At 66.9% G+C, this 26,882-nt stretch carries 18 protein-coding genes and 1 tRNA gene; 3 read left to right on the top strand and 16 right to left on the bottom strand.

What is annotated here, in order from left to right; all coding sequences use genetic code 11:
- Nucleotides 1–29: 29 nt before the first annotated feature.
- From ACIHAO_RS03100 to ACIHAO_RS03090, 3 genes are all read right to left on the bottom strand, one after another.
- Nucleotides 30–1,439: a carbohydrate-binding protein gene (locus ACIHAO_RS03100; protein ID WP_396554485.1), complete on the bottom strand. Its 1,410-nt coding sequence runs from the start codon at nucleotides 1,437–1,439 to the stop codon at nucleotides 30–32.
- Nucleotides 1,440–1,625: 186 nt separating this feature from the next.
- Nucleotides 1,626–2,471: a S49 family peptidase gene (locus ACIHAO_RS03095; RefSeq protein WP_396554484.1), complete on the bottom strand. Its 846-nt coding sequence runs from the start codon at nucleotides 2,469–2,471 to the stop codon at nucleotides 1,626–1,628.
- Between the two features lie 19 nt (nucleotides 2,472–2,490).
- Nucleotides 2,491–3,786 carry a histidine kinase gene (locus ACIHAO_RS03090; protein WP_125781783.1) on the bottom strand — a complete coding sequence of 432 codons (1,296 nt, stop codon included), beginning with the start codon at nucleotides 3,784–3,786 and terminating at the stop codon, nucleotides 2,491–2,493.
- Between the two features lie 169 nt (nucleotides 3,787–3,955).
- Between ACIHAO_RS03090 and ACIHAO_RS03085 the strand changes: the two genes are divergently transcribed.
- The gene (locus ACIHAO_RS03085) at nucleotides 3,956–5,071 is read left to right on the top strand and encodes a serine hydrolase domain-containing protein (protein ID WP_396554483.1); all 1,116 of its coding nucleotides are present in this window, start codon (nucleotides 3,956–3,958) and stop codon (nucleotides 5,069–5,071) included.
- 97 nt (nucleotides 5,072–5,168) lie between these two features.
- Here ACIHAO_RS03085 and ACIHAO_RS03080 read toward each other — a convergent pair whose 3' ends face one another.
- From ACIHAO_RS03080 to ACIHAO_RS03070, 3 genes are all read right to left on the bottom strand, one after another.
- A complete protein-coding gene (locus tag ACIHAO_RS03080; protein ID WP_396554482.1) occupies nucleotides 5,169–6,032 on the bottom strand; it encodes an Fpg/Nei family DNA glycosylase in 864 nt (287 codons plus the stop codon).
- Nucleotides 6,033–6,064: 32 nt separating this feature from the next.
- The gene (locus tag ACIHAO_RS03075) at nucleotides 6,065–6,505 is read right to left on the bottom strand and encodes a hypothetical protein (protein ID WP_034309559.1); all 441 of its coding nucleotides are present in this window, start codon (nucleotides 6,503–6,505) and stop codon (nucleotides 6,065–6,067) included.
- A gap of 105 nt (nucleotides 6,506–6,610) precedes the next feature.
- Entirely contained in the window at nucleotides 6,611–8,173 is a 1,563-nt protein-coding gene (locus tag ACIHAO_RS03070; RefSeq protein WP_396554481.1) for a sigma-70 family RNA polymerase sigma factor, read from the bottom strand.
- A gap of 197 nt (nucleotides 8,174–8,370) precedes the next feature.
- On the opposite strand from ACIHAO_RS03070, the gene ACIHAO_RS03065 reads away from it, so the two are divergent.
- Nucleotides 8,371–8,443 (top strand) — tRNA-Gly (locus ACIHAO_RS03065).
- Nucleotides 8,444–8,725: 282 nt separating this feature from the next.
- Here the strand turns inward: ACIHAO_RS03065 and ACIHAO_RS03060 are convergent.
- From ACIHAO_RS03060 to ACIHAO_RS03015, 10 genes are all read right to left on the bottom strand, one after another.
- Nucleotides 8,726–10,474 (bottom strand): ArnT family glycosyltransferase, encoded by a 1,749-nt coding sequence (locus ACIHAO_RS03060; protein WP_396554480.1) that lies wholly within the window; start codon nucleotides 10,472–10,474, stop codon nucleotides 8,726–8,728.
- 31 nt (nucleotides 10,475–10,505) lie between these two features.
- Complete coding sequence (locus tag ACIHAO_RS03055) at nucleotides 10,506–10,799, bottom strand: YiaA/YiaB family inner membrane protein (RefSeq protein ID WP_125781774.1); 294 nt, start codon at nucleotides 10,797–10,799, stop codon at nucleotides 10,506–10,508.
- 126 nt (nucleotides 10,800–10,925) lie between these two features.
- Nucleotides 10,926–11,444: a DUF4262 domain-containing protein gene (locus tag ACIHAO_RS03050; RefSeq protein ID WP_396554789.1), complete on the bottom strand. Its 519-nt coding sequence runs from the start codon at nucleotides 11,442–11,444 to the stop codon at nucleotides 10,926–10,928.
- Nucleotides 11,445–11,449: 5 nt separating this feature from the next.
- Nucleotides 11,450–18,295 (bottom strand): RHS repeat-associated core domain-containing protein, encoded by a 6,846-nt coding sequence (locus ACIHAO_RS03045; protein WP_396554479.1) that lies wholly within the window; start codon nucleotides 18,293–18,295, stop codon nucleotides 11,450–11,452.
- A 47-nt stretch (nucleotides 18,296–18,342) separates the two neighbouring features.
- Nucleotides 18,343–22,476, bottom strand: a complete 4,134-nt coding sequence (locus tag ACIHAO_RS03040; RefSeq protein ID WP_396554478.1) for a LamG-like jellyroll fold domain-containing protein — start codon at nucleotides 22,474–22,476, stop codon at nucleotides 18,343–18,345.
- 181 nt (nucleotides 22,477–22,657) lie between these two features.
- Entirely contained in the window at nucleotides 22,658–23,059 is a 402-nt protein-coding gene (locus ACIHAO_RS03035) for an immunity 7 family protein (RefSeq protein WP_396554477.1), read from the bottom strand.
- Between the two features lie 38 nt (nucleotides 23,060–23,097).
- Nucleotides 23,098–23,637: a DUF2716 domain-containing protein gene (locus tag ACIHAO_RS03030; RefSeq protein ID WP_396554476.1), complete on the bottom strand. Its 540-nt coding sequence runs from the start codon at nucleotides 23,635–23,637 to the stop codon at nucleotides 23,098–23,100.
- A 187-nt stretch (nucleotides 23,638–23,824) separates the two neighbouring features.
- Complete coding sequence (locus ACIHAO_RS03025; protein WP_396554475.1) at nucleotides 23,825–24,433, bottom strand: hypothetical protein; 609 nt, start codon at nucleotides 24,431–24,433, stop codon at nucleotides 23,825–23,827.
- Between the two features lie 75 nt (nucleotides 24,434–24,508).
- Nucleotides 24,509–25,015: a hypothetical protein gene (locus ACIHAO_RS03020; protein WP_396554474.1), complete on the bottom strand. Its 507-nt coding sequence runs from the start codon at nucleotides 25,013–25,015 to the stop codon at nucleotides 24,509–24,511.
- 69 nt (nucleotides 25,016–25,084) lie between these two features.
- Nucleotides 25,085–25,384 (bottom strand): multiprotein-bridging factor 1 family protein, encoded by a 300-nt coding sequence (locus tag ACIHAO_RS03015; protein ID WP_396554473.1) that lies wholly within the window; start codon nucleotides 25,382–25,384, stop codon nucleotides 25,085–25,087.
- A 322-nt stretch (nucleotides 25,385–25,706) separates the two neighbouring features.
- On the opposite strand from ACIHAO_RS03015, the gene ACIHAO_RS03010 reads away from it, so the two are divergent.
- Nucleotides 25,707–26,852 carry a hypothetical protein gene (locus tag ACIHAO_RS03010; protein ID WP_396554472.1) on the top strand — a complete coding sequence of 382 codons (1,146 nt, stop codon included), beginning with the start codon at nucleotides 25,707–25,709 and terminating at the stop codon, nucleotides 26,850–26,852.
- Nucleotides 26,853–26,882: the final 30 nt, after the last annotated feature.

Below are 26,882 nucleotides of genomic sequence, written 5' to 3'. Positions count from 1 at the left end.
AACCGCCTCGCCGTGCCACACCTATCCCTTCACGGGGTGAAGGTGAACCAGTTGACGCTCACGAAATCGGCGGGCTGGCCGCTGGTGAAGGTCAAGTAGACGTCGTGCTTCCCGGTGATCCCGCTGATGTTCGCGGGAACGGTCCGCCAGCTCTGCCAGCCGCCGGTGTTCGCGACGGCGAAGCTGCCGACAGGCGGGTTGGACCGGCTGTCGAGCCGGACTTCGACGAGGCCGCTCACGCCGCCCGCCGCACCGGACGCGACGCGCGCCTGGAACTGCCTGCCGGTCTGTGTCCCGAAATCGATGCCCGGGTACAGCGCCCAGTCCCCGTTGCCCGCGGGGCCGATGTTCTGGCCACCGCCGGAATCGGACGTGGCCTGTTTGGCGATCCCGGCCGCCTGGCCGTAGGACTCCGCCTGGATCTGGCTGTACGCGCTGCCGCCGCCGGGACTTCCCGTGGTCGTCGTCGGCGTGGTGGTCGTGGGCGTCGTGCCGCCGCCGCGGGTCAGGACGGTGACGTAGTCGACGAGCATCGGATGCCCCGGCACGATCCCCGGCCCCGGCGTGGTGGTGCCGGAGTTGTTGTTCGGGAACGCGCCGCCGATGGCGACGTTCAGCAGCACGAAGTAGCCCGCGTGGTTCGTCATGTTGGCCCACGTCGTGGCGTCGACCTGGTTCTGGTTGACGGAGTGGAACTGCTGGCCGTCCACCAGCCACCGGAACACGTTGGGGCTGACGCTCGTGTCCCATTCGAAGGTGTAGGTGTGGAACGCGCTCTGACAGCTCGCGCCGGGGCAAGTGCGGCTGCCGACAAGACCGGTCGTCTCGTCGCACGGGCCACCGGGGTTGACGCCGCAGTGCAGCACACCCCAGACCGTGTTGATCCCGTTGACGTTCTCCATGATGTCGAACTCGCCGACGGCGGGCCAGTTCCAGTAGTTGCCGCGATACGGCGAGCCCAGCGCCCAGAACGCGGGCCAGTAGCCGAGCGCGGCGGCGCCGGTGACGTTCGGCATCTGGATGCGGCCTTCGATCCGCAGCGCGCCGCCCGCGGGCGGCTTGAAGTTCGTGCGCTGTGTTTCGATCCGCGCCGAGGTCCAGTTGCCCGCACCGTCACGCCGCGGCGTGATCCGCAGGTTCCCGGAACCGTCCTGGGCGAGGTTCGCGGGGTTCGCGGTGTAGTTCTGGATCTCGCCGGTGCCCCAGTTGCCGGGGCCGCCGGGGTAGCCGTGGCCGGTGTCGATGATCCAGTTCGCGCTCGACGGGAGCGAACCCGCGGCACCGGTGAAGTCGTCGGTGAACACGGTGGTCCAGCCGGACGGCGGGGGCGGGACGGCGGCGGAAGCGGGCAGAGTCAGGGGGACGGTGATCAAAGCCGCCCCGGCGGTCGCGGCGAGCGCGATCTTCCAGCGGCTCGTTCGGGGAGAAGTAACGGACATCGGACCTCCTCGTCAACGCTGTCGAGGTTTGTTGCCGTTCACAACAAAGCGGTATGTCCGATATGAGACCTGGTCTGAACCACTTACGCCTACCACCGTTCGGGTGAATCCACTCCCTACCGCAGACGCAATGAAGGGGCCTTTCATCGCAAAATTTGCGATGAAAGGCCCCTTCATTGCACGTGGTCAGAGGCCGAAGCGGCTCCAGGCGGCCTTGGACTGCACAGCGTCCAGCAGCGCGCTCGCCGCGGCGGGAGCGCCGATGCCGAGCCGCGCCAGCAGCGGCTTCTTCGGTTCGGCGATCGCGATCTCGGCGTCCGGGTACCGCTCGGTGATCACCTGGCGGAGGCTGCCGACGCCGTCGATCAGACCGAGTTCGACCGCGCGGGCACCCAGCCAGACATCGCCGGTGAACAGGTCCTCGGAGCCGGCCAGCCGGTCACCACGGCGTTCGGTGACCCAGTCGACGAACAGTTCGTGAAGCTGGCCGTGCATCTTCTTCAGCCACTCGACGTCTTCCTGTTTCTCCGGGCTGAACGGGTCGAGCCGGGACTTGTTCGCGCCCGCGGTGTGCAGCCGCCGCTCGATGCCGAACCGCTCCAGCAGGCCGGTGAACCCGAACCCGCCGCTGATCACGCCGATGGAGCCGACCATCGACGTCCGGTGCGCGTAGATCTCGTCGGCCGCGCAGGCCAGCCAGTACCCGCCGGACGCGGCGACGTCCTCGGCGAAGGCCAGCACCGGCACGTTCTTCTCGTCGGCGAGCTGACGGATCCGCTCGGCGACCAGGCCCGACTGCGTCGGCGCGCCACCCGGTGAGTTGATCTGCAGCGCGACGGCCTTCAACCGCTCGTGCCCGAACGCGCGCGTCAGCGCCGATTCGATGGCGGCGAGGTTGATCGCGCCCCTGGCCAGCGGCGACGGGGTCGGCGTGATCACCCCGTGCAGCTTCACCACGGCGACGATGTCCTTGCGTTCACCCCGATCGCCGATCATGGGGAGACGGGAGGTCAGCTTGTCCGCAACGCTCATACCGCCAGGTTACCGACGTTCACGACGGCAGCACGCCGCTGCGCGAACCGCTCACCCCGCTGGACTCGTTCGGGCCGCCCTGGGGCGGGACGGTGGCGCTGTCGGCGGAGAAGTCCGGCAGATTCGGCCGCACCCCGGGCATGAACTTCGGCACCCGCAGGGTCACCTTCATGCCGGCGCCGGGTGCCGTCTCGACCATGAGCGCGTAGTCGCGGCCGAACACCTGCTGCATCCGCTGGTTGATGTTGCCGAGGCCGACGTGCGCGCCCGTGCGGTGCTGGCTGCGGAGATCCGCGAGCTTGGCGGGTTCCATGCCGATGCCGTCGTCCTCGACACTGATCAGCGCCTCGGCGCCGTAGTCCTCGGCGATCACCGTGACGCAGCCGCCGGACGGCTTCGACGCGAGACCGTGTTTGACGGCGTTCTCCACCAGCGGCTGGATGATCAGGAACGGCACGACCACCGAAAGCACCTCGGGCGCGATCTTCATCCGCACTTCGAGCCGTCCGCCGAAACGGGCGTTCTCGATGGTCAGGTACCGGTCGATGTTCCGCAGTTCCTCGGCGAGTGAGGTGAACATGCCCGACGTCCGGAACGAGTAGCGCGTGAAGTCCGCGAAGTCCTGAAGCAGCTCTCGCGCTTCCTCCGGATCCGTCCGGATCAGCGACGAGATGGTGTTGAGCGCGTTGTAGACGAAGTGCGGGGAGATCTGCGCGCGCAGCGCCTTGATCTCCGCCTGCTGGAGCTGGTTCTTCGATTCGTCGAGGCGGGCCAGCTCGAACTGGGTGCAGACGAACTGCGCGACCGCGTCCGCCATCTGCACCAGCCGCCCGCGGGTGCGCCCGACGACCAGCAACGCGGCCTCGGTCTCGCCCTCGACGATCAGCGGCACGATCACCGCGGTCCGCATCCGGCAGGTGCCGCGGTGGTTGCACGGCATCTTGTCGTGCGCGACGACCTCGCGGCGGTGCTTGCGGATCGCGTTGCCGATGGCGTCGACGAGGTCGACGTAGTGGTCGTTGGCCTCGCCGTCCCAGGACAGCAGCGTGCCTTCGCTGTCGGTGATGCCGACGGCGACGCAGTCGAGCATCTCCAGCAGCTGGCTGGTGATCTTGTCGGCGACCTGCTCGTCGAGCCCCTCGCGCAGGTCCGGTGTCGCCTTCGACATCCGGTGGACGGCCTGCAGGACGGCGTTCTCCACGATGCTCGCGGGACGCCGCAGCTTGATCAGCAGGACGACGACGAGGATCCCGAGCAGCAGTGCCACCCCCCACGGGATGATCTGCGCGATTTCGAGCCCGGACACGGCGTCCATGCTCTGCGCTCGACCAACCGGGTGCAAGGCCTGCTCCCCACTTTCCGTTGAGTTGTGACAACCGAGGGTGGGGCCGACCCTACCCAAGACCCGGGCGCGGTCCCCATGGTCACTCCCCGTCGCGCGGGAAAGACTGTCCGCAGGCAATCGCTTCCGGGGGAGGAACACAATGCGCGGATCGGGGAAGGTCGCGGCGGGGGTGCTGGCGGGGGTCCTGCTGGCGAGCGGGACGGCGGCCGCGGCCGCGGATCCGGTGCGCGCGGCCGTCGGCGATCTGGTCGGCGAAGGGGGTTTCCCGGGCGCGGTCGTCCAGGTCCGGAACGGTGAGGCGGTCTCGCGCTTCGGCGCCGGGTACGCGAACCCGGCCACACGCGAAACCGCGGGGCCGCACCACCGGTTCCGGATCGCCAGCAACACCAAGTCGTTCGTCGCCGCGGTGGTGCTGCGGCTGGCGGGCGAAGGCGCGCTGTCGCTCGACGATCCGGTGGAGCGACGGCTGCCCGGTGTCGTACGCGGACCGGGCTACGAGCCCGGAAAGATCACGCTGCGGATGCTGCTGAACCACACGAGCGGCGTGCACGATCCGCTCGACCCGCACTTCTTCGACCCGTACCTCGTCCAGGGGAACCGGGCCCACATCATCACGCCGTCGGAGGTCATCCGGCGCTCCCTCGTCGACCGGCCCTCGTTCGCACCGGGCACGGACGTGAAGTACTCGAACACCGGATATCTGTTGCTGGGCAAGGTGATCGAGAAGGTCACCCGCAACGACGTCCGCGAGGAGATCCAGCGGCGGATCCTCGATCCGCTCGGCCTCGGCCACACGTACTTCCCGCTGTGGTCGCCGTTCCTGCGCGGTCCGCATCTGCACGGGTACGACATGAGCGGCGAGGACATGACCGTGTTCAGCCCTTCGTACGACTGGACCGCGGGTGCGATGGTGTCGACCGTCGACGACCTCGCGACGTTCCACCGCGCGTTGCTGGCAGGACGGTTGCTGGCACCCGCGCAACAGGCCGAACTCAAGCGGCTCGTGCCGTCCGGCGAGTTCGGCGCGTACGGCGCCGGCGTCGAGACGCTCGATCTGCCTTGTCCGGGCGGGCCGAAGACGGTGTGGGGGAACACCGGCGCCGGGCCGGGGTTCTACAGCGTCTCGATGAGTACCGAAGACGGCTCGAAGCAGATCGTGCTGGCGCTGAACGTGTACGACCTCGCCGCGGAACTGCACGGCGGGCAGCGAGTGCCGAAGCCCCCGATGCCCGCAGTGATGGCCGCCCTGTGCTGAGGTGCAGTACCGGCGATGTCACGTGACTGAACGGACGACACGCGTGATCCGGCGGACGACACACGTGATTGGACGGACAACACGACCGCGGCCGGACTCACTTGAGCAGGCGCGACATCCGCCGGTCCGCGAGGGGCTTCCCGCCGGTCTGGCAGGTCGGGCAGTACTGGAACGACTTGTCCGCGAACGAGATCTCGCGGATCGTGTCGCCGCAGACCGGACACGGCAGCCCGGTCCGCGCGTGCACCCGCAGCCCGGACCGCTTCTCCCCCTTGAGCCGGGCCGCGGACTGGCCGACCGAACGCGTCACCGCGCTGGTCAGCACTTCGCGGATCGCCTCCGAGAGCCCGTCGAGCGCTCCTTCGGACAGCTTTCCGGCTGTGGCGTAAGGCGAAAGCTTCGCCATGTGCATGATCTCGTCGGAGTAGGCGTTGCCGATCCCGGCGATCAGCGACTGATCGGTCAGCGCCGTCTTCAGCCGTTCGGTGCGCCCGGCGAACAACTTCTCGAGCCCCGTGCGGTCCAGCGAAAGCGCGTCCGGCCCGAGCCGCGCGATGCTGGCGACCTCTTTCTCCGGGTCACGCACGATCCAGACCGCCAGCCCCTTCTTCGTCCCGGCCTCGGTGAGGTCGAACCCCGGCCCGGCGGCCGCGTCGAGGTGGACGCGCAGCGAAATCGGCCCCTTGCCGGGTTTGAGCGGCGTCGGCGACAACGCGTCGGACCAGCGCAGCCAGCCCGCCCGCGCCAGATGGACGACCAGATGGAGGTCCCCGGCGACGAGATCCAGATGCTTGCCGAAGCGGCCGGCCCCGGTGACCTCCCGGCCGTGCAGCTCCGTCCACGGCGGTGTCGCCGTCTTCAGCACGCTGAGGGACGACACGTCGACGCGGAAGACCGTCTTGGCCACCGCGTGTTCACGCAGGTGGTGGGCGAGCGCTTCGACCTCGGGTAACTCGGGCATGGCCCCAGTCTCGCGCGTTCAGGCCGCCGCGACTACTCCACCGGGTGCAGCGGGCCGTCGAAATCCGGCAGCGAATGCTTCTGGATCGTCTTGCTGATCTTCGAAACCTCGCCGCGCACGGTGAACATGCCGCGGATGGTGCCCACCCAGCGCTCGGACGGCCGGTCACCCGCGAGATCGCCCTCGGTCTCGGCGACCACGGTCCACGGGCGGCGCAGGATCCACCGCAACGGGAAGAACAACGCGACCAGCAGGAGCGCCAGCGGAACCCAGGACGGGATTCTCACGTCGGCGGGTGTCCACATGATGAGCACGATCGCGAGCAGCGCCGTCACGGCGACCATCGCGATACCCGGGCCGTAGCTGCCAGCCACATCGTGCTCGAAATCGTCCGCTGTCGCGGGAGCACGCCATTCCATCTGGGCTCGGACCACCCAGTCACGGCCGTCCTCGCCGTGCACCAGCCGGTTCATTCAGTCGCCTCCCGCGCGGCCGCTCGCTCGTCGTGAGCGAGCTCCACCGTACCGTGACGGCGGCCGGATTCGCGAGAGTTCGGAGGCGATATCCCCGCTCGGGCGTTATGGGCAGGTCGGGTAGTCGACGCCTGGTTCCGGATAGTGGGAAGTCGGTTTCACCGGGCTCTGCTCGTCTTCCGACGGCGTCCCGGTCGCGCTGTCGGGGGTGCCGGTCGCCGGCGAAGAGGACCCTTCCGGGTCGGTCGTCGACTCCGGCGTGTTCGACTCCGAAGGCTTTGACGGCTCGGTCGTCGAGTCCCGCGGCGTCGTCGTCGTGGTCGGGCTCAGCGACTCTTCGGTGGGATTGAGCGATTCACCCGGCGGGACGTCGTCCCGCTTCGAAGTGGTCTGGTTCGAGCCGGTTTCCGGACCCTCGTTCAGCGGCGTGGTCTCCTCCTGCGACGGAGTCTGCCCGGACGGAGGCCGTACGACGTCACCGCCGCCGAGTTCCTTCCGCGACGTGCCCACGCCGGGCAGGCTCGGCATGTCGGCCACGCCGAGTTCGGCGTTCCGGCCGTTCGGGCCCAACCCGGTCTTGACCGGCTGGGCGCCCTTGCCGTGCATCTGGTCCTCGGCGATCCGCTGCGGCGGGAGCTCCACCGGCTGCCCCTGCGCGGGCGGCGCGACCTGTGCGGGCAGCAGCGCCAGCTCGGGCAAGCCGCCTCCGGACAGGCCGACTGTGTGCGTCACGTCCGTGCCGAACACGGCCGGACCGGCGACGATCCCGACCGCGCCCGCGGCGGCCGTCGACGCCACCGCCAAGCCGACCTTCACCTTCGACCCGAGCAGAAGCCCCTTGACCGACGCGGCGAGCCCGGACAACGCCCCGCTCGCGTGGGCCCCCGCGGCAGCCGGCACCAGCAAGGCCACCACACCGGCGTGCGCCCGCAGCGACGAACAGACGTCACGCAGCTCGTCGTGCGTCGCCCGGCAGGACTGGCACCCGATCAGGTGGGTCTTGATCCGGCGCGCCTCGGCCCCGGTGACGCTGCCCGCGGTGAACCCGCCCAGCTTCTCCACCACCGACCGGCACGAATCCGGCCCGCGGCTCACCGACAGATGCGCCTGCAGGTACGCGGCCCGCAACCCCTGCCGCGCCCGCCTGGCCAACGCCGCCGTCGCGTTCGCGCTCAACCCGAAATGCGGCGCGACCATGGCAGGCTGCTCGCCCTCGACCTCGGTCTGCCACAGCACCGAACGCCACCGCTCGGGCAAACTCGTGAAAGCCGTCGTGATCAGCGAATGCTCGGCCGTACGGGCGTTCGTGTCCGCCCCCGCCCCGGCCCGGAAACTCAGCTCGTCGTCGCTCACCGGCACGTCACGACGCGCGCCATGCCATTCCCACGACACCCGGCGAGCCACCGTCAGCAGATAGGCCCGCACGTAATCCCGCGGCCCGGCACCCCGGCGCAACGCCTGAAGCACCCGGAAGAAGGTCTCGGCCGTGATGTCCTCCGCCTCCGACCGATCGGAGGCAAGACTGCGGGCCAGCCGCCGCACCGCGGCGGCATGACGTTCGAAAAGCTCCCCGAAGGCGGCGTCCTCCCCATCACGGAGACGCTGGAGCAATGCCTGCTCATCGGATTCCGAGGCCGCCTGAAGCGGCACCGTGCCCTGCTCGGTCATCCGGCCAGGCACCTCCTCCCCGAAGGACTCACCATTCGGTCGAATGGGGACACCATACGGAGGTATGCAGCCGTCGTCACCCCTTGTACGCCAGGTGTGACACCGAAGCACCTCCAGGGGTGGGTCGAAACCGCTACTGACGGTCGGTGTATGGTTGTTCCACTGCTTCAAACGAGTGCCGGAGCAGAGCAGGACATGCGGATGTAGCGCAGCTGGTAGCGCATCACCTTGCCAAGGTGAGGGTCGCGGGTTCGAATCCCGTCATCCGCTCGCAAGTGGGCGCGGTGTGTCCAGGGAACGCCTGGACCATGCCTTGCTCACCATAATTCCCGGGGGGCCGAGCCCCCCGGACCCCCACGGTTCGTTCACCTCACCTTCTCGGGTGGGCATGGGGCACGTCGACCTTCTCGGTCTTTCTTCGGCCCCTGTCGGGCGATCGTGGCGGTTACTAAGTGCTACAGGTTCGGTGAGCGGAGTCACACGACCGTAGTAATTCGGATTTGTGCATATGCGGGCGAGGGCGCACCGGTGAAGACCGGTGCGCCCTCGTGCTCAAGAGGGCACGCAGGCCGGCTGCGGCCGATGCCAAAGGGTCACCAGCCGACCGTTCGGTAGGGCGTGCGTCGCGACCGGGCTGAACCCCGTGGCGGTGGCAGCGGCCGCCATCTCGGATGGATCGACCTTCGGCACGAACTCGTTGTTCAAGCCGGTCGCGGTGAACAGCAGGCAGGCGGCGCTCGCGTCGCCGGAAATACTGTCCTGATACCTGGTCAGCCAGCGCTCGTAGTCCGGTCGTGTGTTCCCCGCTTCGACCGGCCTGATCTGCGGCGCGGCGACGCCGTAACCCAGCTTCCGGAGCACGGCCAGCTGAACCGTGTTCGTATTGAAGATCAGGTCACGGAACCCGAAGGCCGTCACGCCGCGGATCGCGTGCCGGTCGACGATCTGCTGCGCCGCCCAGTCCGCGGCGACGATCCACTGCTTCGCGTCCTCCGCGCTCACCGGCTCCGGAACATCGGTCTCGAGCCCGACCCCCGCGAACTTCTGCGGGGCACCTCGGCCGTCGGTGACGATCACCCGGCCGAACAACGGCAACTCGGCCTCCCACAGCCGCGCGGTCGGCGCTCGCAGATCCAGCTGCGGGACCAGCGCCACCACGCTGATCACCGCGACCACGACAGGCAGCGCCTTACGAAGCCGGCCATGCACGCGATAGAGCCCCCACAGCGCGACCAGCGTCATCGACGGGACCAGCGGGAGCGTGAACCCGTTCCCGTTGGTCTTGGACGTCACGAAGGCCATCACACCCTCCGCCACGAGTACCGCGGGCGGGAACAGCGGCGACGCGACCATCGCTTTGATCGTCTCCTTCGCCTGCCCACCCTTCAGCTTGCGGATCGCGACGAAGATCGCCACGACGAGCCCGGCACAGATGAAGAGGACGTGCGGCAGATACTGCTCAAGGGTCAGGAGCCGCAGCCGGTATGCCCAGGCCGCCGGGTTGAAGATCCCCGCCTCGGTCCCGTACTCGGCGGACTGCGGCCCATAGCCGAAGCCGGTCAGATAGCGGTAGACCTGCGCACCGTTGGGGATCAACCAGATCGCGGCGACCGCGGCGGCGACAACCGCGGCGATCCCGAAACGCGTCAAGCTCTTCTTACGATCCGGTCCGAACACGGCCTGGAGGAAGGCAGCGAGTACGAGAGCGGGCACGAAGGCGATGATCATCGTCCTCGTCAGCGGCATCAGCCCGACGAAGGCACCAAAGGCGATCGTCGACTTGGTCTTTGTCAGCCCCTCGGAACGAATGAGGAAGTAAACGGCCGCCAGTGTCACCGCGGCCGCCGGCGCGCCGAAGTGGTACGCCCTCGCGTCGACGATCACGCCGGGCAGCGTGGCGACCAGCGCGGTGGCGAACCACGCGAACGGCCGGCCCGCCACCCGGTTCGCCACCGCGTGCGTCAGCAAGACGATCGCCAGACCCGCCAGCATCGGCACGATGAAGGCGGCCACCACACTCGTCCCCGTCACGAAGAACTGCAACGACGTCAGCGCGGGAGTGACCGGGGCCTGGATTCCAGGTGCCTCGACGGCCTGGATCCAACCGAGGACTCCGTCGCGTACAGCCGCGTAGTGGTCGTTGAGGGCCATACCGATGTAGCCGGCCTCGTCGATTTCGAGGATCTGCCCCCGGCGATAGACGATGATCCACCGCAAGTTGACGGCGACCCACACGATCGCCACGCCGAGCAGTGCCCATGTGTTCACCTGAACGCGGCGAATCCCCCTGGTCAAGACCATGGCCGAGAATCTAGTCGCGCCTCTGGGCAGGCTAGAGCGCGGGCGTTTTGAAGGGGTCGTGCTCGGCGAGAAGCTTGTCGACGCGGGCCTGGTCGACTCTGCTGACGACGGTGTTCTCGTCCTGCCGGTCACGGATGCACTTGGCGAGAGTGAACGCCGAAGTGGTCAAGAAAAGCATGCCGAGAGCGAGGAAGCCCCGAACCCAGCCGTCGACCGGCAGATACCAGATGCCGACGACGACCGCGAGCAGCGCCAAGCCGAACGAGAGGGCGGCCTGGACGAAGAACGCGACGGTGGTGGGAGGCGCTGCGGAGGTTTTAGTCATGCGTACCAAGGTCGCGCCGACGGCACCTCGGTGTCTTGAGTACGGCTACTCAAGAAGGGTTGCGATTCAGTTCTCAGAGCCGTCGATCACGGCCGGCGCGAGCGGAACCGAGTGAGCGCTCACCCGCTAGTCACCACCGGAAACCGACCACAAGACGGGTTGCCGTTCCACGAGATAAGCAGAGACCCCTTCCTCCCACGGAAAAAGCCCATTCTCATCCGGCCAGTACACCGCCAGTACTGAAAAATCTTCCGTCCTGTAGAAGTTCACAGCCTGCTGAACATATTCCGCATAGAGGGTTTTGTCCAAAAGACGGAAACAGACTTCCTTACCGTCCAGAACAGAATCCGAGCGAATCATATCCCCGAACTCGGCACCGGATCTCACCAGCTCGACCAGGCTGTCAATGATGGCGAACTCTACTTCGATTTCGAGCCCCATGACCAAGACCTCGGAATGCCCGAGCAGGTGTTCGAGACCCACCGTATAGCTGAAGTCCGGCTCATGGTCGACCTCCGAGAAGACTCCGACTTTATGGTAGCCATACTCCCTGATATCGGAGATCAACCGAACCGCCTGCGGAATTTCGGCCACAGAGCTCTCTCGATCGGCACCACAAAGTTCACATGAATTGTCATGTTGCATGCTGCTCACCACCACTTATTCGACTTCGCTCGATTGCACACTCGGCACAGCAGCTGCCCATTCGAGGGATCACCGGAACCATTATGCGACTTCGGCACCACATGATCAACTTGACCCTCGTTCACCGGAGGCGTCACCCCTCGCTGGTGCCTCGTCGGTTTGACTACCTCGACTCCGCAGGACTCGCATGTGTATACACCATTGTGAGCACCAGCGTTCTCGGTCCACACCTCGCGTTTGCCCGCCGGGGTGAAATTCATATTCGGACGCGAGCCTGGCCCACAGCGCGACGCGTTATGCCCGAGGAGCGCGACGGCTCCCGCAACCACATAGTAGGTGTGGTCGGCATCGACAGTGAAGTTGTGGACGCGAGCGGACGTGTCCGAAGTTCGGGTGAAGGTGACCTGAACCCAGCTGCCAGAGCCGGTTTGCAACCAGCTGCCAACCGTCAGCTCACTGGCGGGGACCCACTTCCGCAGGTCGGGGACCCAGAACGGGTGACCATCGGTGGCGACGATCGGCGCCTCGGCGGCGATGCCGATCTCGACCAGACGCTTCTGCCCTTGTCCGATGATCGTGGCGACGACCTTCCGAGCCGTGGTCTCACCGGTCTCGGGGTCTGTGGCCTGCACCTGATCGCCAAGCGTCACCTGCTCGATCGGCTTCGTCGTGCCATCCGACATCAAGACCTGTGTGCCGGGGACAAAGCTGTTGCAGTCCGAGTCACTGGCCGCGGCGGCACCGCCCATGGCCGCGGCCGCGGCACCGACGACGCCCTCGCCTTCGCTCACGGCGACCACCACTTGCACCGCGTTCGCCGCCATCGCGGCGTCGGAGAGGATGCGCTCGGTATCGGCGATGACCTTTTGAGCCTTCTCCACCTCACGGCCGAAGGTCGCTAGAGCACGCGCGCCCTTCCAGAAGCTCGCGACGATCTCGCCGACCTTCAGGATCTTGCCCCAGGGGATGAAGTTGAGGAGGGTGCTGATGCACGAGCCGACCGAGCCCTCGATGCAGCCCATGATGTCGTCCCAGCCGATGAGGCTCTTGATCAGCTCACCGGCCGCGTCTATGAAGACGTCCCATTTGGACTTCTTCACGACGGCTTGCGCCTCTTTGTAGGACTTCTCGTTGTAGCCCCGCTTGGCCTTTTCCCGCTGCTCGGCCGCGTACTTCTTGCCCTGCGGCGAAGAGGGGGAGCTGGCCATGACGGTGCAGCTCTTGCTGCCCCTGGCATTGCAATAATCAGCTTGTTCGGTGCCTTCGCGGCAGAACAGGCCGTCCTCACCCATGTGGAAGCAGGCCGACATGCCCGACGGGTCCGTCATGGTCACCGGCGAGTTGTTCGCGTAGGCGTAGGGGTTCCACAGCTGCGGAACCGCCGGATCCAGGACCGGGTCGGTCTTGGTGAACCGGCCGAGCGCCGGGTCGTACTCGCGTGCGCCCAGGTGGGTCAGACCGGTCGCGTCCTGGTAGCCGCCGACGAAACCGTGCTTGTCCGGCCAGGTGGACGGGGCCGGGCCGCGTGCATTGCCGAACGGGTCCATGTAGCGCTGAGTGGGTGTGAGCGTCCCCGCGGTGATGGCCAGGCCGTTCGTTCCGTGGAGATCACCGAGCATCCATTTGAGGGCGGAGCCACCGACTCGCACCGCGACCTGGACCCCGCCGTGCTGGTAGAACCGGGTCGCCGAAACACCGGTCGTGCCGGTGGTGACGACCAGCTCGAGATCGCCGATCGACAACGTGGTGCCGGTCGGGGCGCGGGTGACGAGCCGGTTGCCGTCGGCGTCGTAGAGGTACTTGCTCTCCCCTGTCGGCGCTGTGACACCGGCGGTTCTTCCCTCGTGGTCGTAGCTGAACGTCTGGGTGTCACCGCCGACGTTCCGCGTCAGCATCGAGCCGGCTTCGTCGTAGGTGTAGCCGCTCGTCGAGGTTCCGTTGGGGCCGCTCGTGTCCACCTTCTGCAGGGCGTGTGGCTTGACCGCGCTCGGCCCTGCCGCCGGATAGGTGGAGGTGCTGGTCACGTCACCGGTCGACTTGTGGTCGACCTCCTTCGTGCGGTTCCCGGTCTTGTCGAAGGAGTACGACTTCCAATACGGCGCGGCACCACCGAGTGAGGACGCCGACTTCGCCGTCGCGCAGTCACTCGACGACGGAGTCCATGCCTCGGTCAACCGCCGCTGATAGTCGTATTCGAAACACTGGGTGTCGGCCGGCGCCCCTGACGGGGTGTCCGAAATCTTCGTGACGTTGCCCGCCGGGTCGTAGCCGTAGGTCCGGTTGGTCAGCTGCGATCCGACCTGCGTCGCCCGGTTCACGGTGGTCGTCTGCGGGCGCCGGGTGACCTCGTCGTAGGTCTGGGTCACGCCGACGTTCGCGGTGGACTTCTCCCCGTCGAACTGCATGCGGGACATCTCGTTGAAAGAGGTGTAGTCGGTCTTCGACACCAGGTTCGTGGTGGTTCCCGAAGAGTCGATCGCGTACGTCGTCGACGGCAGTCCGAGCTCGTTGTAGGTGTGCCGGACGTGTTCGAGCGGCAGGTTGCCGGCCTTCGGGCTCACAGTGGACGCGACAGCGCCCGTCGCCGTGTACGCGGTACTGAACTCGTAAGTCCCGGCCAAACCTTTTTCGGCCGCGGGAACATCGACCGCTTTCTTGGTCGGCCTTCCGTACTTGTCATACGCCACTACGCGGGTGACATACGCGTCCGCGCCCACCCACCGGGTCGACGAAGCGGGCGAGCCGATCCCGTTGGGAACCGTGTCGTAGGTCCAGCTCGCCAATTTGGTGCCGGTGACCGAGTCCGCGTTGACCTGGGTCTTACGTCCGAGCTTGTCGTAGCTGAAGGCGACGGTCTTGCCGCGGGCATCCGTGGTCGACGTCAGCTGCCCGCCGTCGTCATAGGTGTAGGTCGACTTTCCCGCGTCCGGGTCGGACTGCCAGATCTTTCGGCCGCGCAAGTCGTAGCCGGTCGACCAGACGTTACCGGCGGCATCGGCCATCGACGTCATGGCGCCCGCGGCGTTGTACGTGTAATTGGTCGCGTCGGCCGGATTGGCCGCCCCCGGTGTGTAACCGTCCGTGTGAAGAAGCCGCTGGACGGTTTGGCCGTGTACGTCGGTCACCACGGTCTGCGGAGACGCGCCCCGCGGCGGGATGGTCGTGACCCGGTCGCCGCCGTAGATCGTCGAGGTCTGCCACTGCTTGACGCCCTTCGACATCAGGATCGACGCCGTCACACGGGCACGGCTGTCGTACTCCGTCACGGTCTGGTTCAGCACCGTGTTGTCCGCGACGGTCACGAGCTTCGCCACGGGCCCGGAAGCACTGTTGAAGTAACCGTTGTTCGTCTTGAACGGAAGACCGCGCGAGTCGTAGACGGTGTCGCTGATGATCCGTCCACCACCGGACGCCGCGGACTGTGCCTGCCTCGTCCGTCCGAGACCGTCGTAAATCGCGTACGACGTCGTGTACTCACCGTTGTCCTGCAGCGCTTTCGTCGCCACCGTCGTGGGGACGGCGACAGGCGACGTGGATGCGTCGGTGTATTCGAAGGTCGCCGTCGCCTTGTCGCCATCGAGCTTGCTGCGCCCTGGATTCCAGACCGCTGTCTTGCGCCCCAACGCGTCGTAGGTGATGTCCGTGCGGACCTTGTTCACGTCGACTGAGAACACCGGGTTCCCCCGAGCCGGTTCCTTGGTGGTCGTCGAGACCCAGCCGAGGGGGTTCGTCACGGCGATTTCGGCGACTTGTCCTCCGGCACTGTGCGTGTACGCGGTCTTCGTCACCGCGCCTGACACGTCGGTCGACAACGTCTCACGGCCGTAACCGTCGTACTCGTTCGTCGCGGTCGTCACGAACTTCTTGCCCGTGGCGTCCCAAGCGCTCAACGTTTCGGTACGTGTGATGTCGCCCGCCGCCGGCGGAACACCGAACGCCTGCTTGTCGTAAGAGACCTTGACGTTGGTGATGACCGTGGAGGCCGTCGCCGTACCGGTACAGAGCCCGGCGAACATCACGACTTCGCTCGACTTGTCGAACATCCCGGTAGCGGTGTTCGGGACGTAAGTCGTCTTGGTGCAGGTGTCGTCCGTGGTGACGCCGGTGTCACCGAGGTCCTCCTGCTCGATGACGAGACCGTTGTCGTCGAACTTCTTGTTCACCTGGTTGCGGCGATAGGTCTTGCCGTCGGAAAGCAGAGTGCGTCCTCGCACGGTCGCGGTATCCACCGAATGCGCCTTGAGCAGGCCGTCCGCGCTCGTCGCCGTCGGGCCGCGTACCCAGGGGTCGTTGATGGCCGCGTTGTCCACCGTCGTCGTACCGGGAAGATAGGTCCTGGACTCGCGGAGGAACCCTTGCAAGGGATCCTGATCGACGATCGTTCCCTTTTCGGAGTCCTCGACGGAGACCGCGCGTTTGCCGCCGTTCGGCAGGTGGTCACCGTCCATCCCTCTCAGATACAGCGACTCCGTCACCGTCTGCGTGGCGGACGGATGGCCGATGGACGTCCGCACGACGCCGTAGCCACGCCACTGGCTCCAGGTCTTCCGCTCTTTCGGCGTGAACTGGCCCTCGTCGTAGTGCCAGGCCGCGTCGCCGAGGTAGTCGTAGTGGGTCTTGACCGCGACTCCACCCGCGGTCAGGTCTTCTTCGGAAATGTCCGTGACGACGTACTTGTGGAACCAATCGAGGACCGGGTCCTTCGCCGACGGAGGGCTCCAGAAGGACGCGTAGCAACGCATGGTGTCGGTCTCGGGTGACGCGGGCATGCGTGTCCCCGCGACACAATCAGGGCCGGAGTAGGCGACACCGATCCGCCCGCCGGTCTCGGTCCTGATCTCGTTGACCCGGTAGCGGGTGATCGGGGAGTACTGATCGTTGGCCGTGTCGACCCGGTTCGCGAACATGAATCCGCCGAACGTGGTGGCGGGGCGCGTGATACTTCCGCCGCCGCCCTTCCCGGTGTGGGTCACCGAGGAGAGCCACAGCGCGGACGGCGAAGCGTCCCCGGTTCCGGGGAACGTGTGGGCCAGGTTCCAGACGTCGACGTCGGTCTGGGTGCCCGCGTTGTTGTACTGCGTCCGGACCGTGGTCAGCCGCTTGCGGGTGAAGAAGGCGGGTGAACCGTAGTCACAGGGTTTGTCCTTGGCACAGATCTGTTCGAAGGGGACGTCCGGCCAGGACGAGGCTGTCGTGGCGTTCAGTTGCTCAGGAGCACAGGTCACCGCTCCGGACGGGAGGCAGCGCTCCGCGGTTTCGAAGACGACCTGATTCGTGGGTGCGGAACCGTAGACACTGCCGTCCTTCAGCCGCAGGCCGTACTCGATCCGCAGGGGATATCCGCCCGCCGTGTATTCGGTTCCGGCGGTCGTGACATTCTGGTTGAGCCCGTAGTAGTTGATCTCCGGCTGGTAGTAGTACGTGCTGGCGTTCCCGTGGGGATCCACCACGTAGTCGAGGTTCCAGCGCCAAGGCTGCCGGCAGGACGAGCCTGCGAAGTTGTTCGGCTTGTAGCAGGCTTCGCCGTCGTTGTTGCCGAACACCGGGACCGTCCAGGTGGACTGGGTCTCGGGTTTGCCGGAAGACCAGCCCGGCGGGCGGTTGAGTCCCAAGAAGTACTGGGTTCCGTCTCCGGTGGTGACCTTCCAGTGCTGGCCATCCTGGGCGTTGTTGGCCGCACCGCCGAGCAGTTCGATCTTGGAGCCGTCGTCGTTCTTCGGCCGCCACTGATTCGTCCCGGCGAGTTTGATCAGGTCCGTCGACTTGCCGCCGAGGACGAGGGTCGCGTTGTCGATCCCCCAGCACTGGTCACCGGTCTTGGTCTGCCCGTTGTTGCCGCCGAGGTCCTCGCTGCACGGCAGGTAGTTGCGGACGACGTAACCGCCCGGGGTGAAATCCCACCCGTCACCGACCCAGGACGCCTGGTTGTTGGTCGCGGAGGTCAGCCCGTCGACGCCACTGGACGAGTACGAAAGCGCGAGGCTCGGCACCGCACCACTCGGAGCGGACGGTGCCGGGAACGGATGGCTGTAGGAGAAGCTCCCGGAAGACCCACCACTGGACCATGACCCGGCCGCGGACAACGGCTGGGCGGACACATTTCCGGCGGAGCCGTTCACGGCGGCCGTCACCGCGAAGACCCTTGGTGCCGTGCCGGCCAGCGCGACGTCCGCCGAAACCTGCCGCGTCTTGCCGTTGTTCACCGTCCCGGGCACCGGCGTCTTCGTCCGGCACTCGGCCTTCGACGGCGTCACCAAGGCACAGCCCGGCAGTTCCACCAACCGCAGCCGGTCGGCCCAGCCACCGCCGTAGGCGCCGCCGAACGCCTGATAGTCCACCGCGAGGTTCATCGGCTCGGCGCCGACGCCCGTGTCGGTCACGGAGAGCACCACGCCGCGGAGCCCGAGTGCGTCGCTGGTCTTCTGGTCCGCGACACGCACTCGGACCTTCGGGGCTAGTCCCGCCTTCTTAGCCGCGGTGGCGTCCTTCGCCCGCGCCCAGCCGACCCTCACCGGGGTGCCGTTCACGGCGTTCTGGACTCCGAGCCCCTGCGGCTGACGGCCGTCACGTGCTCCGGCCGTCAGTTCGACCTCGGCTTCCGTCGCTCCCGGCCAAACCGGCGGAGTCACCTTCGCGTCGGGCAACACCGGCGGCGGCGACGGCGGAGCGGCAAGCGGTGTCACCGGGACGCTCTGGTCCCTCTGCCCCGGACCGAGCGACCAGCCCGGCGCGTTCCCCTTGTTTTCGAGTGCGATCGCAGCGCCACCGGACGCGAGCATGATCGCGGTCACCGCCAAGGAGGTGACGCGGGAGAACCGGCCGATGCGGGTCCAGCGGGTTTCTTTACGCATGACGAAGCCTGCCCAGGGTTCAGATGGAGCGTCTGCCTAGCCGAGAATCAGGGGTGGTCGAGGATCATGTCCGCGGCGATCCGTTGCGCGTCCAGCACACCGGTGTAGACGCGAACTCCGCGGACATCGCCGTACCAGTAGTCGGACTTGTATCCGTCCCAGATACCTCGTCCGATGAACAAGCTCGCGATATCACTGTTGCCGCTCCAACCGACGACACCGGTCCGGCACACGGGCTGGAACTGCCTCTCGTCGGTCTCCGCGTAGAGGCAAGCCACATCGGAGACCGCATCGTAAGTTCCGGTCAGGTGCGTCCAGGTGTTTTCGTCGACGCTTTCCGACGTGACCTCGATCGCCGGAGTCGGCTGCCCGGCGACGGCCGACGGCGAACTCGCCAACCAGCTCCACTTCCCGTACCAGTTGCCGGCCGCGTCCTTGGACGGCCTGTATCCCAGAAGGAAGGGCGAGAACTTCGGGTCGTTCAGCGCGACAGCAGCTCGAGTGGCGTCATCCCCACCCACACTGTTCGAAGGACTGCGCAGCTTGGCGTCTTGGACATCCTCCGGAGACCACTTGTGCCTTACCCAGGCTTCCACGGTGAAACTCCGGTCGGCGCGAAGTGCGGGTGGGCGAGGACCCTCGATCTCCCCAGTCCAGGACTTGTCGAACTTCGCGACGTTGACGCCGTTGTCGTTCACCATGGCGGCACCGCCCGAAATGACGCCGGCCGCGCCTGTGACGCCGTCGATGGTGCTGCCGTCGAGTTGGTAGTTCGCGCGGAGTACAGCGGTGTTGGCGAGGCCGGCGGCCTCAGCGGCGGGTAGCGCGCGATCCCAGACCTGGACCTGGTCGATACTGCCCTTGAAGGGGGTCGACGACATACCGTTCCACCGCGCCCGCCCGACGGCGAATGCACCTGTCGCCGTCCAGGTGGTGCCTGCGGGAATGGCGGTCTGCCCTTCGAGGACGCCGTTCACGTAGATCAGCACTTTGGCGGTGGACGCGTCGTAGACACCGGTCAAATGCGTCCAAACGCCTACCTGCGGGATACTGGTGGGAATCGCCCACCGGTATCCGTCTCCATCGATGTCCTCGGCGGGAAGACCGATGATCCAGCGTTTCGCGTCTTTGGAGTAACCCATTTGGAAGCCGCTGGAACGGACGCCGTCTTGCCCGACCACAGCGTAAGAGTCGTTGGTGTCGGCCAGCTTCACCCACGCCGAAACGGTGAAGCTCTGTGCGGTGTCGATGACCGGCGTCTTCGTCTGCCCATATCCGGTGCCGTCGCCGACGAAAGCCTGCCCGGAGGCCTGTCCGACCTTGCTCTCGGTCGCGGACTGCCCGGCGGAGTCGCTATAGCCGGTTTCGAACCCCGAACCGGACGTGAAGGTGAGCGCGCCGTCGTTTCCGGTCCCGTCCACCGTGTTGCTCTCGAACGCGTACTCACGGATGGCCGACTGACCGGTCGGAACGCCGTTGTTGCCGTGCAGCGTAGCGACTTCCTGCCCGGTCAACGCCCGGTCGAAGACCGCGGTCTCATCGACTTTTCCGGAGTACAGGTAAGTCCGTACTCCACCGGACTTCCCACCACCTGCGACCAACGGCCCCGCTCCGCCCACGCCAGTGGCCGCGACCGTGGCCTGCGGTTGTCCATTGACGTAGAGCGTCGCCGTTCGCGCGGCGGCGTCGTACACGCCGGTGAGATGTGTCCACACCCCTTCCGCCGGGGCAGCGGTGGAGAAGGCGGAACTCTGCGCCCCGTCGGCGATGCTGAACGCCCATTTCCCGGATTCGTGATACTGCAAGGCGAAACCGCTGCTCTGAGTGCCGTCCTGGGACAACACGACCCGCCTGCTGTTCAGCCCGGCCGGGTTCACCCACGCGGAAACCGAGAAGGACTTCATCGTGTCCACCACCCGCGCACCGGTCGCGAAGTAGTCGCCTGCCTGGCCCGACAGAACCGCGCCTTCCCCGATCTTCCCCGCGGCGAACGTTCCCTTGCCTTCACCGACATACCGCAGACCAGTCGCTTGAGAAGCGCCGTTTCCTTCGAACTGCCAAGACGCGAGAGGAGCTGTCACATCGCGGACGCTGAAGTTGTAGTCGACTCTGGTCGACGGTGTCTTCGCACGATTGCACGACCAGACACTCAGCACATGCGTGCCCTTGGTCGGTGGAGCGATGGCGACGGTGGCGGGCCCGCTGTACGCGGCGGGCTTCACGGTCCCAGGCTCAGTACCGTTGCAGGTGGGCGGCGCGGTGTTGTCGAGCTTCCACACGTAGCTGCCGACCGAAGTCGGGGAATTGGCCACTGTGAAGGTGAAGTCGCCCGCCCTGCCGGGACCACCCCCGAAGCTGCCGCTCGGGTATGTCTGGGACGACACCGATGGCGCGGCGGGAGCGGACAACTGCACTTCGACCTCACAAGCGAATGACCAGCTGGTTTCGCGGCCATCGGTGACGTGCGCGTCGAAGGAGTAGATCCCGTCCGCGTTCATCGACGCGGTGGACAAAGTGGCCTGAGCGTTGCGATTGGCGCCGTTCGGGTCGCTCAAGACGTTGTCGACGCCTGCTTCACGACCGTCCCACGCGTAGTTACCAGTGCTCACCCAACCCTTGTAAACGCGGAAACCGGCGTAGAGCATGCCGCCGTCCGGGTCCTGGACGTTGGACTTGACCACGTAACCCGTACTGGTGCGGCCGAGCACCGGACGGATCCGTGGCATGCCGGAGAGGGGCGGAAGACAGGAATGCGTCGAAGTCCCGTTGACGATGGCCAGGTTGAACGGCGCGTTCGGGCGCGAGTTGTAGGTGACCGAGAACCCGACCTGGGGGGAGTATCTCTTCCAGGTGTTCTGGTCGTTCTCGTTGGGCGAGACGATGCCGAAAGTGAAGGTCGAGCCCCCTGCGTCCACCAGTTCCTTGATCGTCGTGGTGACGTTGAATCCGACGTTGGTCGGGCAGCCGCTCACCGTCCCGAAGCCTGCCCACAAGGCGGGGCCGCTCCCGAACCTCAGCCCTGGGCCGATCGGATTCGTCAGCATCACGTTGTTGGAACCAGCACAGGACTTCGAGTTGTTCACCGCGAGTGTCAGCGACGCGTCGTAAATCAGCTTTCCAGCCAGACCGCCGAGGTTCATCTCCACGAACGAACGCGCGGTGACAAGGTTTCCCGCACAGCTCGAGCTGGAGTCGTAGATGTACCCAGCCCTGAGCTGGTCGGCCGAGTCCCAGACCGCGTCTCCCGGCGTCTTCGAGGCACCGCAGGCGTATTGGACCAGGTAGTGGTTACGGCCACAGTTGGAGCAGTAGTTCGTCTGCCATGTGGGGTCGACGTAGACCGGGTACGCGGCGTTCGCCAGCAGGTCCGCGTCGGGCGTGAGGAGCAGCGTCTTGCCCGAGATCTCGGTCGGCACCTTGGCCTGACGGCCACCGGTCGCCGGACCGCGGACGAAATCCGTCGCCTCCGGCTCCGCACCCGACGAGTCCCACATCAAGGGCGCCTTGGCCAGGAATACATCCGCTCCCGTGGAGTCCTTGACCCGGAGAGCGCCGTCGTCGTCTTTGGTGAGCTTGCCGTTTTTCACCGGTACGCCCAGCTTGATCTTCGCGATGGCCGGGTTCTTCGCCGCCTCCGGCGTCTTGATCACGACGACCTCGTGGACCTTGTCCACGTCCACCTCGACCTTGAGGTCGATTCCCGGAAGCACCTCGGGATAGGTCGCGGTCGCACCCGAAACCACCGGCTGGGGAAGCACGCCCGGCCAGTCGAGTCCTACCGACGTCCCCTTCGCGCTCAACTGCAACAGCGGCGCGCTTCCCGCGGTCTGAAGATTCCTGCGGCGACCTGCGGAAAGGGAGATATCGGCCATCGCGGCCTTCGGCGACAGCCCACCGTTCACCCCAGGGCTCAGGGTGGAGTCAGCGGGAATCCAGCCACTGTCACGAGGGACCCGAACCGGGCGCGTGTTCTGCGTCAGGGTCATGGAGCCGTCCGGGTTCGCGACGGTTTCCGCACGCTCGGAGGTCAGCTCGTCGATCCGGACCTTCTTCTGGCCCTGCTTCGCGAATTTTGTCGCGGCCGCGGTGTCGGGCGCGGAATCCGGCACCGCCGACGCCGCTGGGGTCGCGGCGACCCCCGGATATGCGAAAGCCGTGGCCGGGAACAACCCGAAAGCCACGGCCAACACCACGACGACGACACCGAGACGCGATCTCAGGCACGACGATCTCACGGCGAATCCCCCTCGTTCCGCGGGGATTTGCCACCCGCGCCCAGATGAACTCTGTCCTATCGGGACTGGGCGGGGAAGCAGCCGAACAGCCTAATTCGATCATCCACGAAACGGCAGGCTGGACGGCTCAGATCTCGTAGCCGTCCAGCACGGTCGGCGCGACCGGGGACAGGTGTTCGTCGCCGCGTTCGGTGACCACACCGCGGGCCATCCGGTACACCTTGAACTCGTTGTCGTGCTCGGGATCTTGGTCGTCCCAGACGTGCAGGAGGCCGTAGGAGCCGGGGGCGAGGTCGCCGACGCGGGTGAACAGGTCCACCAGCTCGGGCGCGATCGCCGTGCCGTGCTTGTCCATCCCGCCCAGGTGCAGCACCGGCGCCCCGGCGGCCCAGCGCAGGTCGAGCAGGTCGGCGTCGCCGAAGTCGCGAACGGCGCGGTGCACCCGCTCGACGATGCGTTCGAGCAGCGCCGCGTCGTCATCACCGGAAGGGCTCGCTTGGATGGTCACCCACCCGTGGTATTCGAACACCCGCCTGAGTTTAGGCAGGTCCGCCCGCCGGACGGTGGTCAGCCCGCCATCGCGGCCGGTGCCCCGTTGCGCCGGAGCTCGTTCTTGAAGACGCGTTCGCCGTGCTTCTCGAAGGCGGGCACCAGCTTCTCGCCGTACACGCACAACGTCCGTTCCCACGGATGCCCGAGCGTGCCGAAGCGGAAGTCGTTGGCCAGGAAGAGGTGGTAGTCCGTGCGCGGGAACACCGGGACCGGCCACGGGTCGAGCGCGGCGTGCCGATGCGGGAAGAAGCGGTACGACTGGTGCTGCCAATGCAGCACCCATACCCACTCATCCTCGGCGACGCAGTCCTTCAGCGCCGAGAGGGCGACACGGGCGACGTCGTTCTGCTCGACGGCGTACGGGCCCAGCCGGAATTCGGCCGACGAGCGGTCGAGTCCCCCGGGCGCGAGATCCCACGCGACGGAGGGAGCGGGTTCACGGAAACCGGGCCAGGCGTGCGCGTAGGTGCTCGGCCAGAACGCGAGCTTGTCGTAGACCCAGTACCAAGCGGGCTCATCTACGACCCTGGAGATGGCTTCCCAAGCGTTGTTCACGAGCGACCCTCGGTGGTTCGGCCGATTAAGACTGGGAAAGCTTCGTGTTCAGGGCCCAAGTTGTCCAGCTCGTGGGCATACTCCGCGAAACTGTCACCTGATCAGGTGTCTTGCGCCGCCGCCGGAACCGTGAGAATGACGGTGCGTGAACGGCGGGCCCGCGGAAGGCGGGCCCGCCGTCGTTCGCTCACGCGGCCGCCTCCCACAGGCTCATGAAGGCCGAGGCCTCACTCCGTACCCACGGCCGCACCTTGTCGCGATCGCGCGGCGACAACGCGAACTCCTTCGAACGCCGGACGTCGACCACGAGCGGCCGTCCGCCAGGGCGCAGATCGTCCATGGTCTGTTCGAGCAGCCACAGCACCATCTGCGCCGCGTCCCGGCTCAACGGCTCCTCCTTGAAGTAGAGCCAGGTGACGTAGACGGGGCCGTCGCCCTTGCGCAGGCCGAGATGCGGGTTGATGCCCACCTCGAGCGACCCGAGCCGCCATCGTGACCGGCCGACCTCGGCCAGCCGCAGGTCACGCCGCCCGACGTAACGCAGCCAGCCGTTGGCGATCTCCGTGTAGTGCGGCCGCGTGCGCTCGTCCGCGTTCTCGACCAGCGCCCGCAGTACCTCGCGATCCCGCCCGGAGATCCGTCCGGCACGGATCGCGTTCGCGGCGCGGAGGTAGAAGTTGAACCCGCCCCTGGCCGGGTCCTCGTACTGACGGCGCCAGCGCCGGACGAACGAGGAACGCGAAGGACCCGAGCTCGTGCTGTACCCCACGAACGTGGGCAGGGTGATGTAGGCCATCCGTGTCTGCCTTTCGCCGCTGTTCCTGCTGTACAACACCCATTTTAGAACACATGTACGACAGAAACCGGGGCTTTACGGGTGACGCGGGGAAGGCGGCCAAGGACCTTCGAGCAGCTCGGCCGATTCCTCGAGGATCGGCACCTCGCAGACGTCCCTCGGGGTGAGGTCGGTCGGGATCCAGTTCTCGAGCATCGCCGACCAGCGCGTGATCCCCCGCAGCGACGGCGGGGACCCGAGCAGCTCGCCGACCTCGCTGACCAGCGCGCCGCCGGCCGCGGGCGAGAGGCGGCCGTCGACCATCGCGGTGAGCCAGCCGTGGATCAGCGACCAGCGGGCGGCCGTCGGATCGGCGGGCAGTTCGAGGCCCAGTTCGTCGACGACCTGGCCGAACGCCTTGTCGACGGCACCTTCGGCGGAGGACCCCATCCCGGCGAGCAAGGCGAGGGACGGGGTGTCGAGTCCGGCGACGATCGCGTCCAGACCGGCCTCGACCAGGTGGGACGCGCGGACGTCACGGCCGGCGAGCCTGCCGATGGCCAGCTCGCGCAGCGCGCCGCGACACTCGTCGATTTCCGTCATCCGGCACTTCCCACATCAGCCACCGTACCGGCGGGACCGGCCATCCGCGCCTGACCAGCCGAAAGAGCATCACACCGTGGAAAGACGCGGAGTGATGCGAACGTCGAGATCGGCTTCGAGAGCACGTGCCAGCCGTTCCAGCACCGGAATGGTCGGAACCGTTCCTCCCGCCTCGAATCGCGCGACGGCGGACTGCGTCATCCCCGCCTCGGCGGCGAGCCTCGTCTGGGACCAGCCACGTGCCTCGCGCATTTCCCGCACGGTCTTGCCCAGGTCGTAAGCCAGCTTCGCGGCGTCGTACGCGTCAACGGCGCCTGGCTCGGCCATCCGCCGCTCGCGGAGACGCCGCCAATCGGTCCGCTCGGCCATCGCTCTCACTCCCCTCCGTGCGCATCGGTCGTATGCCGTCGAGCAACCAGCGACAACGGGCCTCGCTCCGCAAGCAGGTCCATAGCGTTGATGCTATATATGCAGGTCCAATTACTATCGGACGATCTGTTTGCGCTTCCGCAAAGGGAATTCCCCGGTGGGCGGCAACTGGTCGCGATCGAGGTCCGCACCGCCGCCCGAACCGCGCGAGATCAGTGCTGGACCAGGTCGTGAGTGGACGCAAGAATGGGGAAAGACCACATCAACCACCCATAAGGGTGCATGCAACACTGGCTGCCCACACCCGGCGGCAGGGGGCTAAATGAGCTGGCAAGACGAGCTTCGACAGCTGGACGTCGAGCTGGCCGCGGGTCGCATCGGGCACGCCGACCACCGCCGTAAGCGTGACGAGCTCTTGGCAGAGGCCTCCGGCGGGACGATGCCGTCCCCGGTCCCCTCGCCATTGCGGCGTCCGGGTGGGGCGTGGCACAGCACCAATCCCGCCGCGCGGCCGGTCGAGCCGCCCGCCGTCACCGTCCAGCAGCAGCCGTTCCAGCAGACCCAGCCGTACCAACAGGTCCAGCCGGTGTACACGCCCGTCGAGCAGCCGGAGAAGAAGGCGGGCATCCCCCGGATCGCGGACCACAAGACCACCGCGCCCTCGCCCGCCGACATCAATCCGACGGTCTATCTGCGTGCCACCCCGCCGCCCGCCAGGAACCAGCCGTCCACTCGCGAGTTGAACCGGCCGCTTCCGCCGCTGGCGCCCGAGCCCGGCCCGCGCCATGAAGCGCCGGCCGAGGATTACGCGGTGGTCGGCAAACGCAAGCCGACGTGGCTGTTCATCGGCGCCGGGGTGCTGGTGGTGCTGGCGTTGATCATCGGCGGAACGCTGTGGCTGGGCTCTTCCAGGTCTTCGAACGTCGCCGAGCAGCCGCCGGCGCAGAGCGTGGCCCAGCCGCCGAACGGCCTCGCGCCGTCGGGTCAGCCCGACAGTGCCCAGACGCCGCTGGAGGATCGGCTCCCCGCGCTGCCGGGGACACCGTCGAAGGACAACTCGACGATGTCGGTCGCGAAGGGTGTCGAGCTCAGCCTCTACTCGAAGGCCGCGGGCGACTACCTCGCTTCGAAGAACGTCGCTTCCGTCACCTACAAGGGTTCGAACGAGGGTACGAGCAGTTACCTCGTCCTGGTGATTCCGGCGAACGACGCGAAGGACGCGGCTTCGATCGTGAAGTATTTCCGGGAGAACTCGATCGACGCCGGACTGCGCGAGCAGCGCGTCGGCGATCGGCTCGCCCTCGTCGGCGCGAACCAGAACGGTCAGCTCAGCGGCATCGGTTACGTCTCCGGGACGATGGCCGTCACGACCTGGGTCTCGCAGCCGCTCGGTGGCGACCCGCAGGCGCTCGACACCCGTCTGGAGCAGACGCTGACCTCGTTGGACACCGTTCTCCCGGCGGGCTGAGAAACGCAGGTCGCGGGGAGATCACGATTC

The organism is Amycolatopsis sp. NPDC052450, from assembly GCF_044547565.1.
In the GTDB taxonomy this organism is placed as follows: Bacteria; Actinomycetota; Actinomycetes; order Mycobacteriales; family Pseudonocardiaceae; genus Amycolatopsis.
This window is presented reverse-complemented; position numbering and strand designations above follow the sequence as displayed.

What these genes read in the sequence shown, in the direction of transcription:
- ACIHAO_RS03070 (WP_396554481.1), bottom strand. Translation starts at nt 8,173, where the DNA reads ATGACCGAGCAGGGCACGGTGCCGCTTCAGGCGGCCTCGGAATCCGAT.
- ACIHAO_RS03075 (WP_034309559.1), bottom strand. Translation starts at nt 6,505, where the DNA reads ATGAACCGGCTGGTGCACGGCGAGGACGGCCGTGACTGGGTGGTCCGA.
- ACIHAO_RS03085 (WP_396554483.1), top strand. Translation starts at nt 3,956, where the DNA reads ATGCGCGGATCGGGGAAGGTCGCGGCGGGGGTGCTGGCGGGGGTCCTG.
- ACIHAO_RS03095 (WP_396554484.1), bottom strand. Translation starts at nt 2,471, where the DNA reads ATGAGCGTTGCGGACAAGCTGACCTCCCGTCTCCCCATGATCGGCGAT.
- ACIHAO_RS03015 (WP_396554473.1), bottom strand. Translation starts at nt 25,384, where the DNA reads ATGGCCGAGCGGACCGATTGGCGGCGTCTCCGCGAGCGGCGGATGGCC.
- ACIHAO_RS03025 (WP_396554475.1), bottom strand. Translation starts at nt 24,433, where the DNA reads ATGGCCTACATCACCCTGCCCACGTTCGTGGGGTACAGCACGAGCTCG.
- ACIHAO_RS03020 (WP_396554474.1), bottom strand. Translation starts at nt 25,015, where the DNA reads ATGACGGAAATCGACGAGTGTCGCGGCGCGCTGCGCGAGCTGGCCATC.
- ACIHAO_RS03100 (WP_396554485.1), bottom strand. Translation starts at nt 1,439, where the DNA reads ATGTCCGTTACTTCTCCCCGAACGAGCCGCTGGAAGATCGCGCTCGCC.
- ACIHAO_RS03055 (WP_125781774.1), bottom strand. Translation starts at nt 10,799, where the DNA reads ATGACTAAAACCTCCGCAGCGCCTCCCACCACCGTCGCGTTCTTCGTC.
- ACIHAO_RS03010 (WP_396554472.1), top strand. Translation starts at nt 25,707, where the DNA reads ATGAGCTGGCAAGACGAGCTTCGACAGCTGGACGTCGAGCTGGCCGCG.
- ACIHAO_RS03090 (WP_125781783.1), bottom strand. Translation starts at nt 3,786, where the DNA reads ATGGACGCCGTGTCCGGGCTCGAAATCGCGCAGATCATCCCGTGGGGG.
- ACIHAO_RS03050 (WP_396554789.1), bottom strand. Translation starts at nt 11,444, where the DNA reads ATGCAACATGACAATTCATGTGAACTTTGTGGTGCCGATCGAGAGAGC.
- ACIHAO_RS03045 (WP_396554479.1), bottom strand. Translation starts at nt 18,295, where the DNA reads ATGCGTAAAGAAACCCGCTGGACCCGCATCGGCCGGTTCTCCCGCGTC.
- ACIHAO_RS03060 (WP_396554480.1), bottom strand. Translation starts at nt 10,474, where the DNA reads ATGGTCTTGACCAGGGGGATTCGCCGCGTTCAGGTGAACACATGGGCA.
- ACIHAO_RS03080 (WP_396554482.1), bottom strand. Translation starts at nt 6,032, where the DNA reads ATGCCCGAGTTACCCGAGGTCGAAGCGCTCGCCCACCACCTGCGTGAA.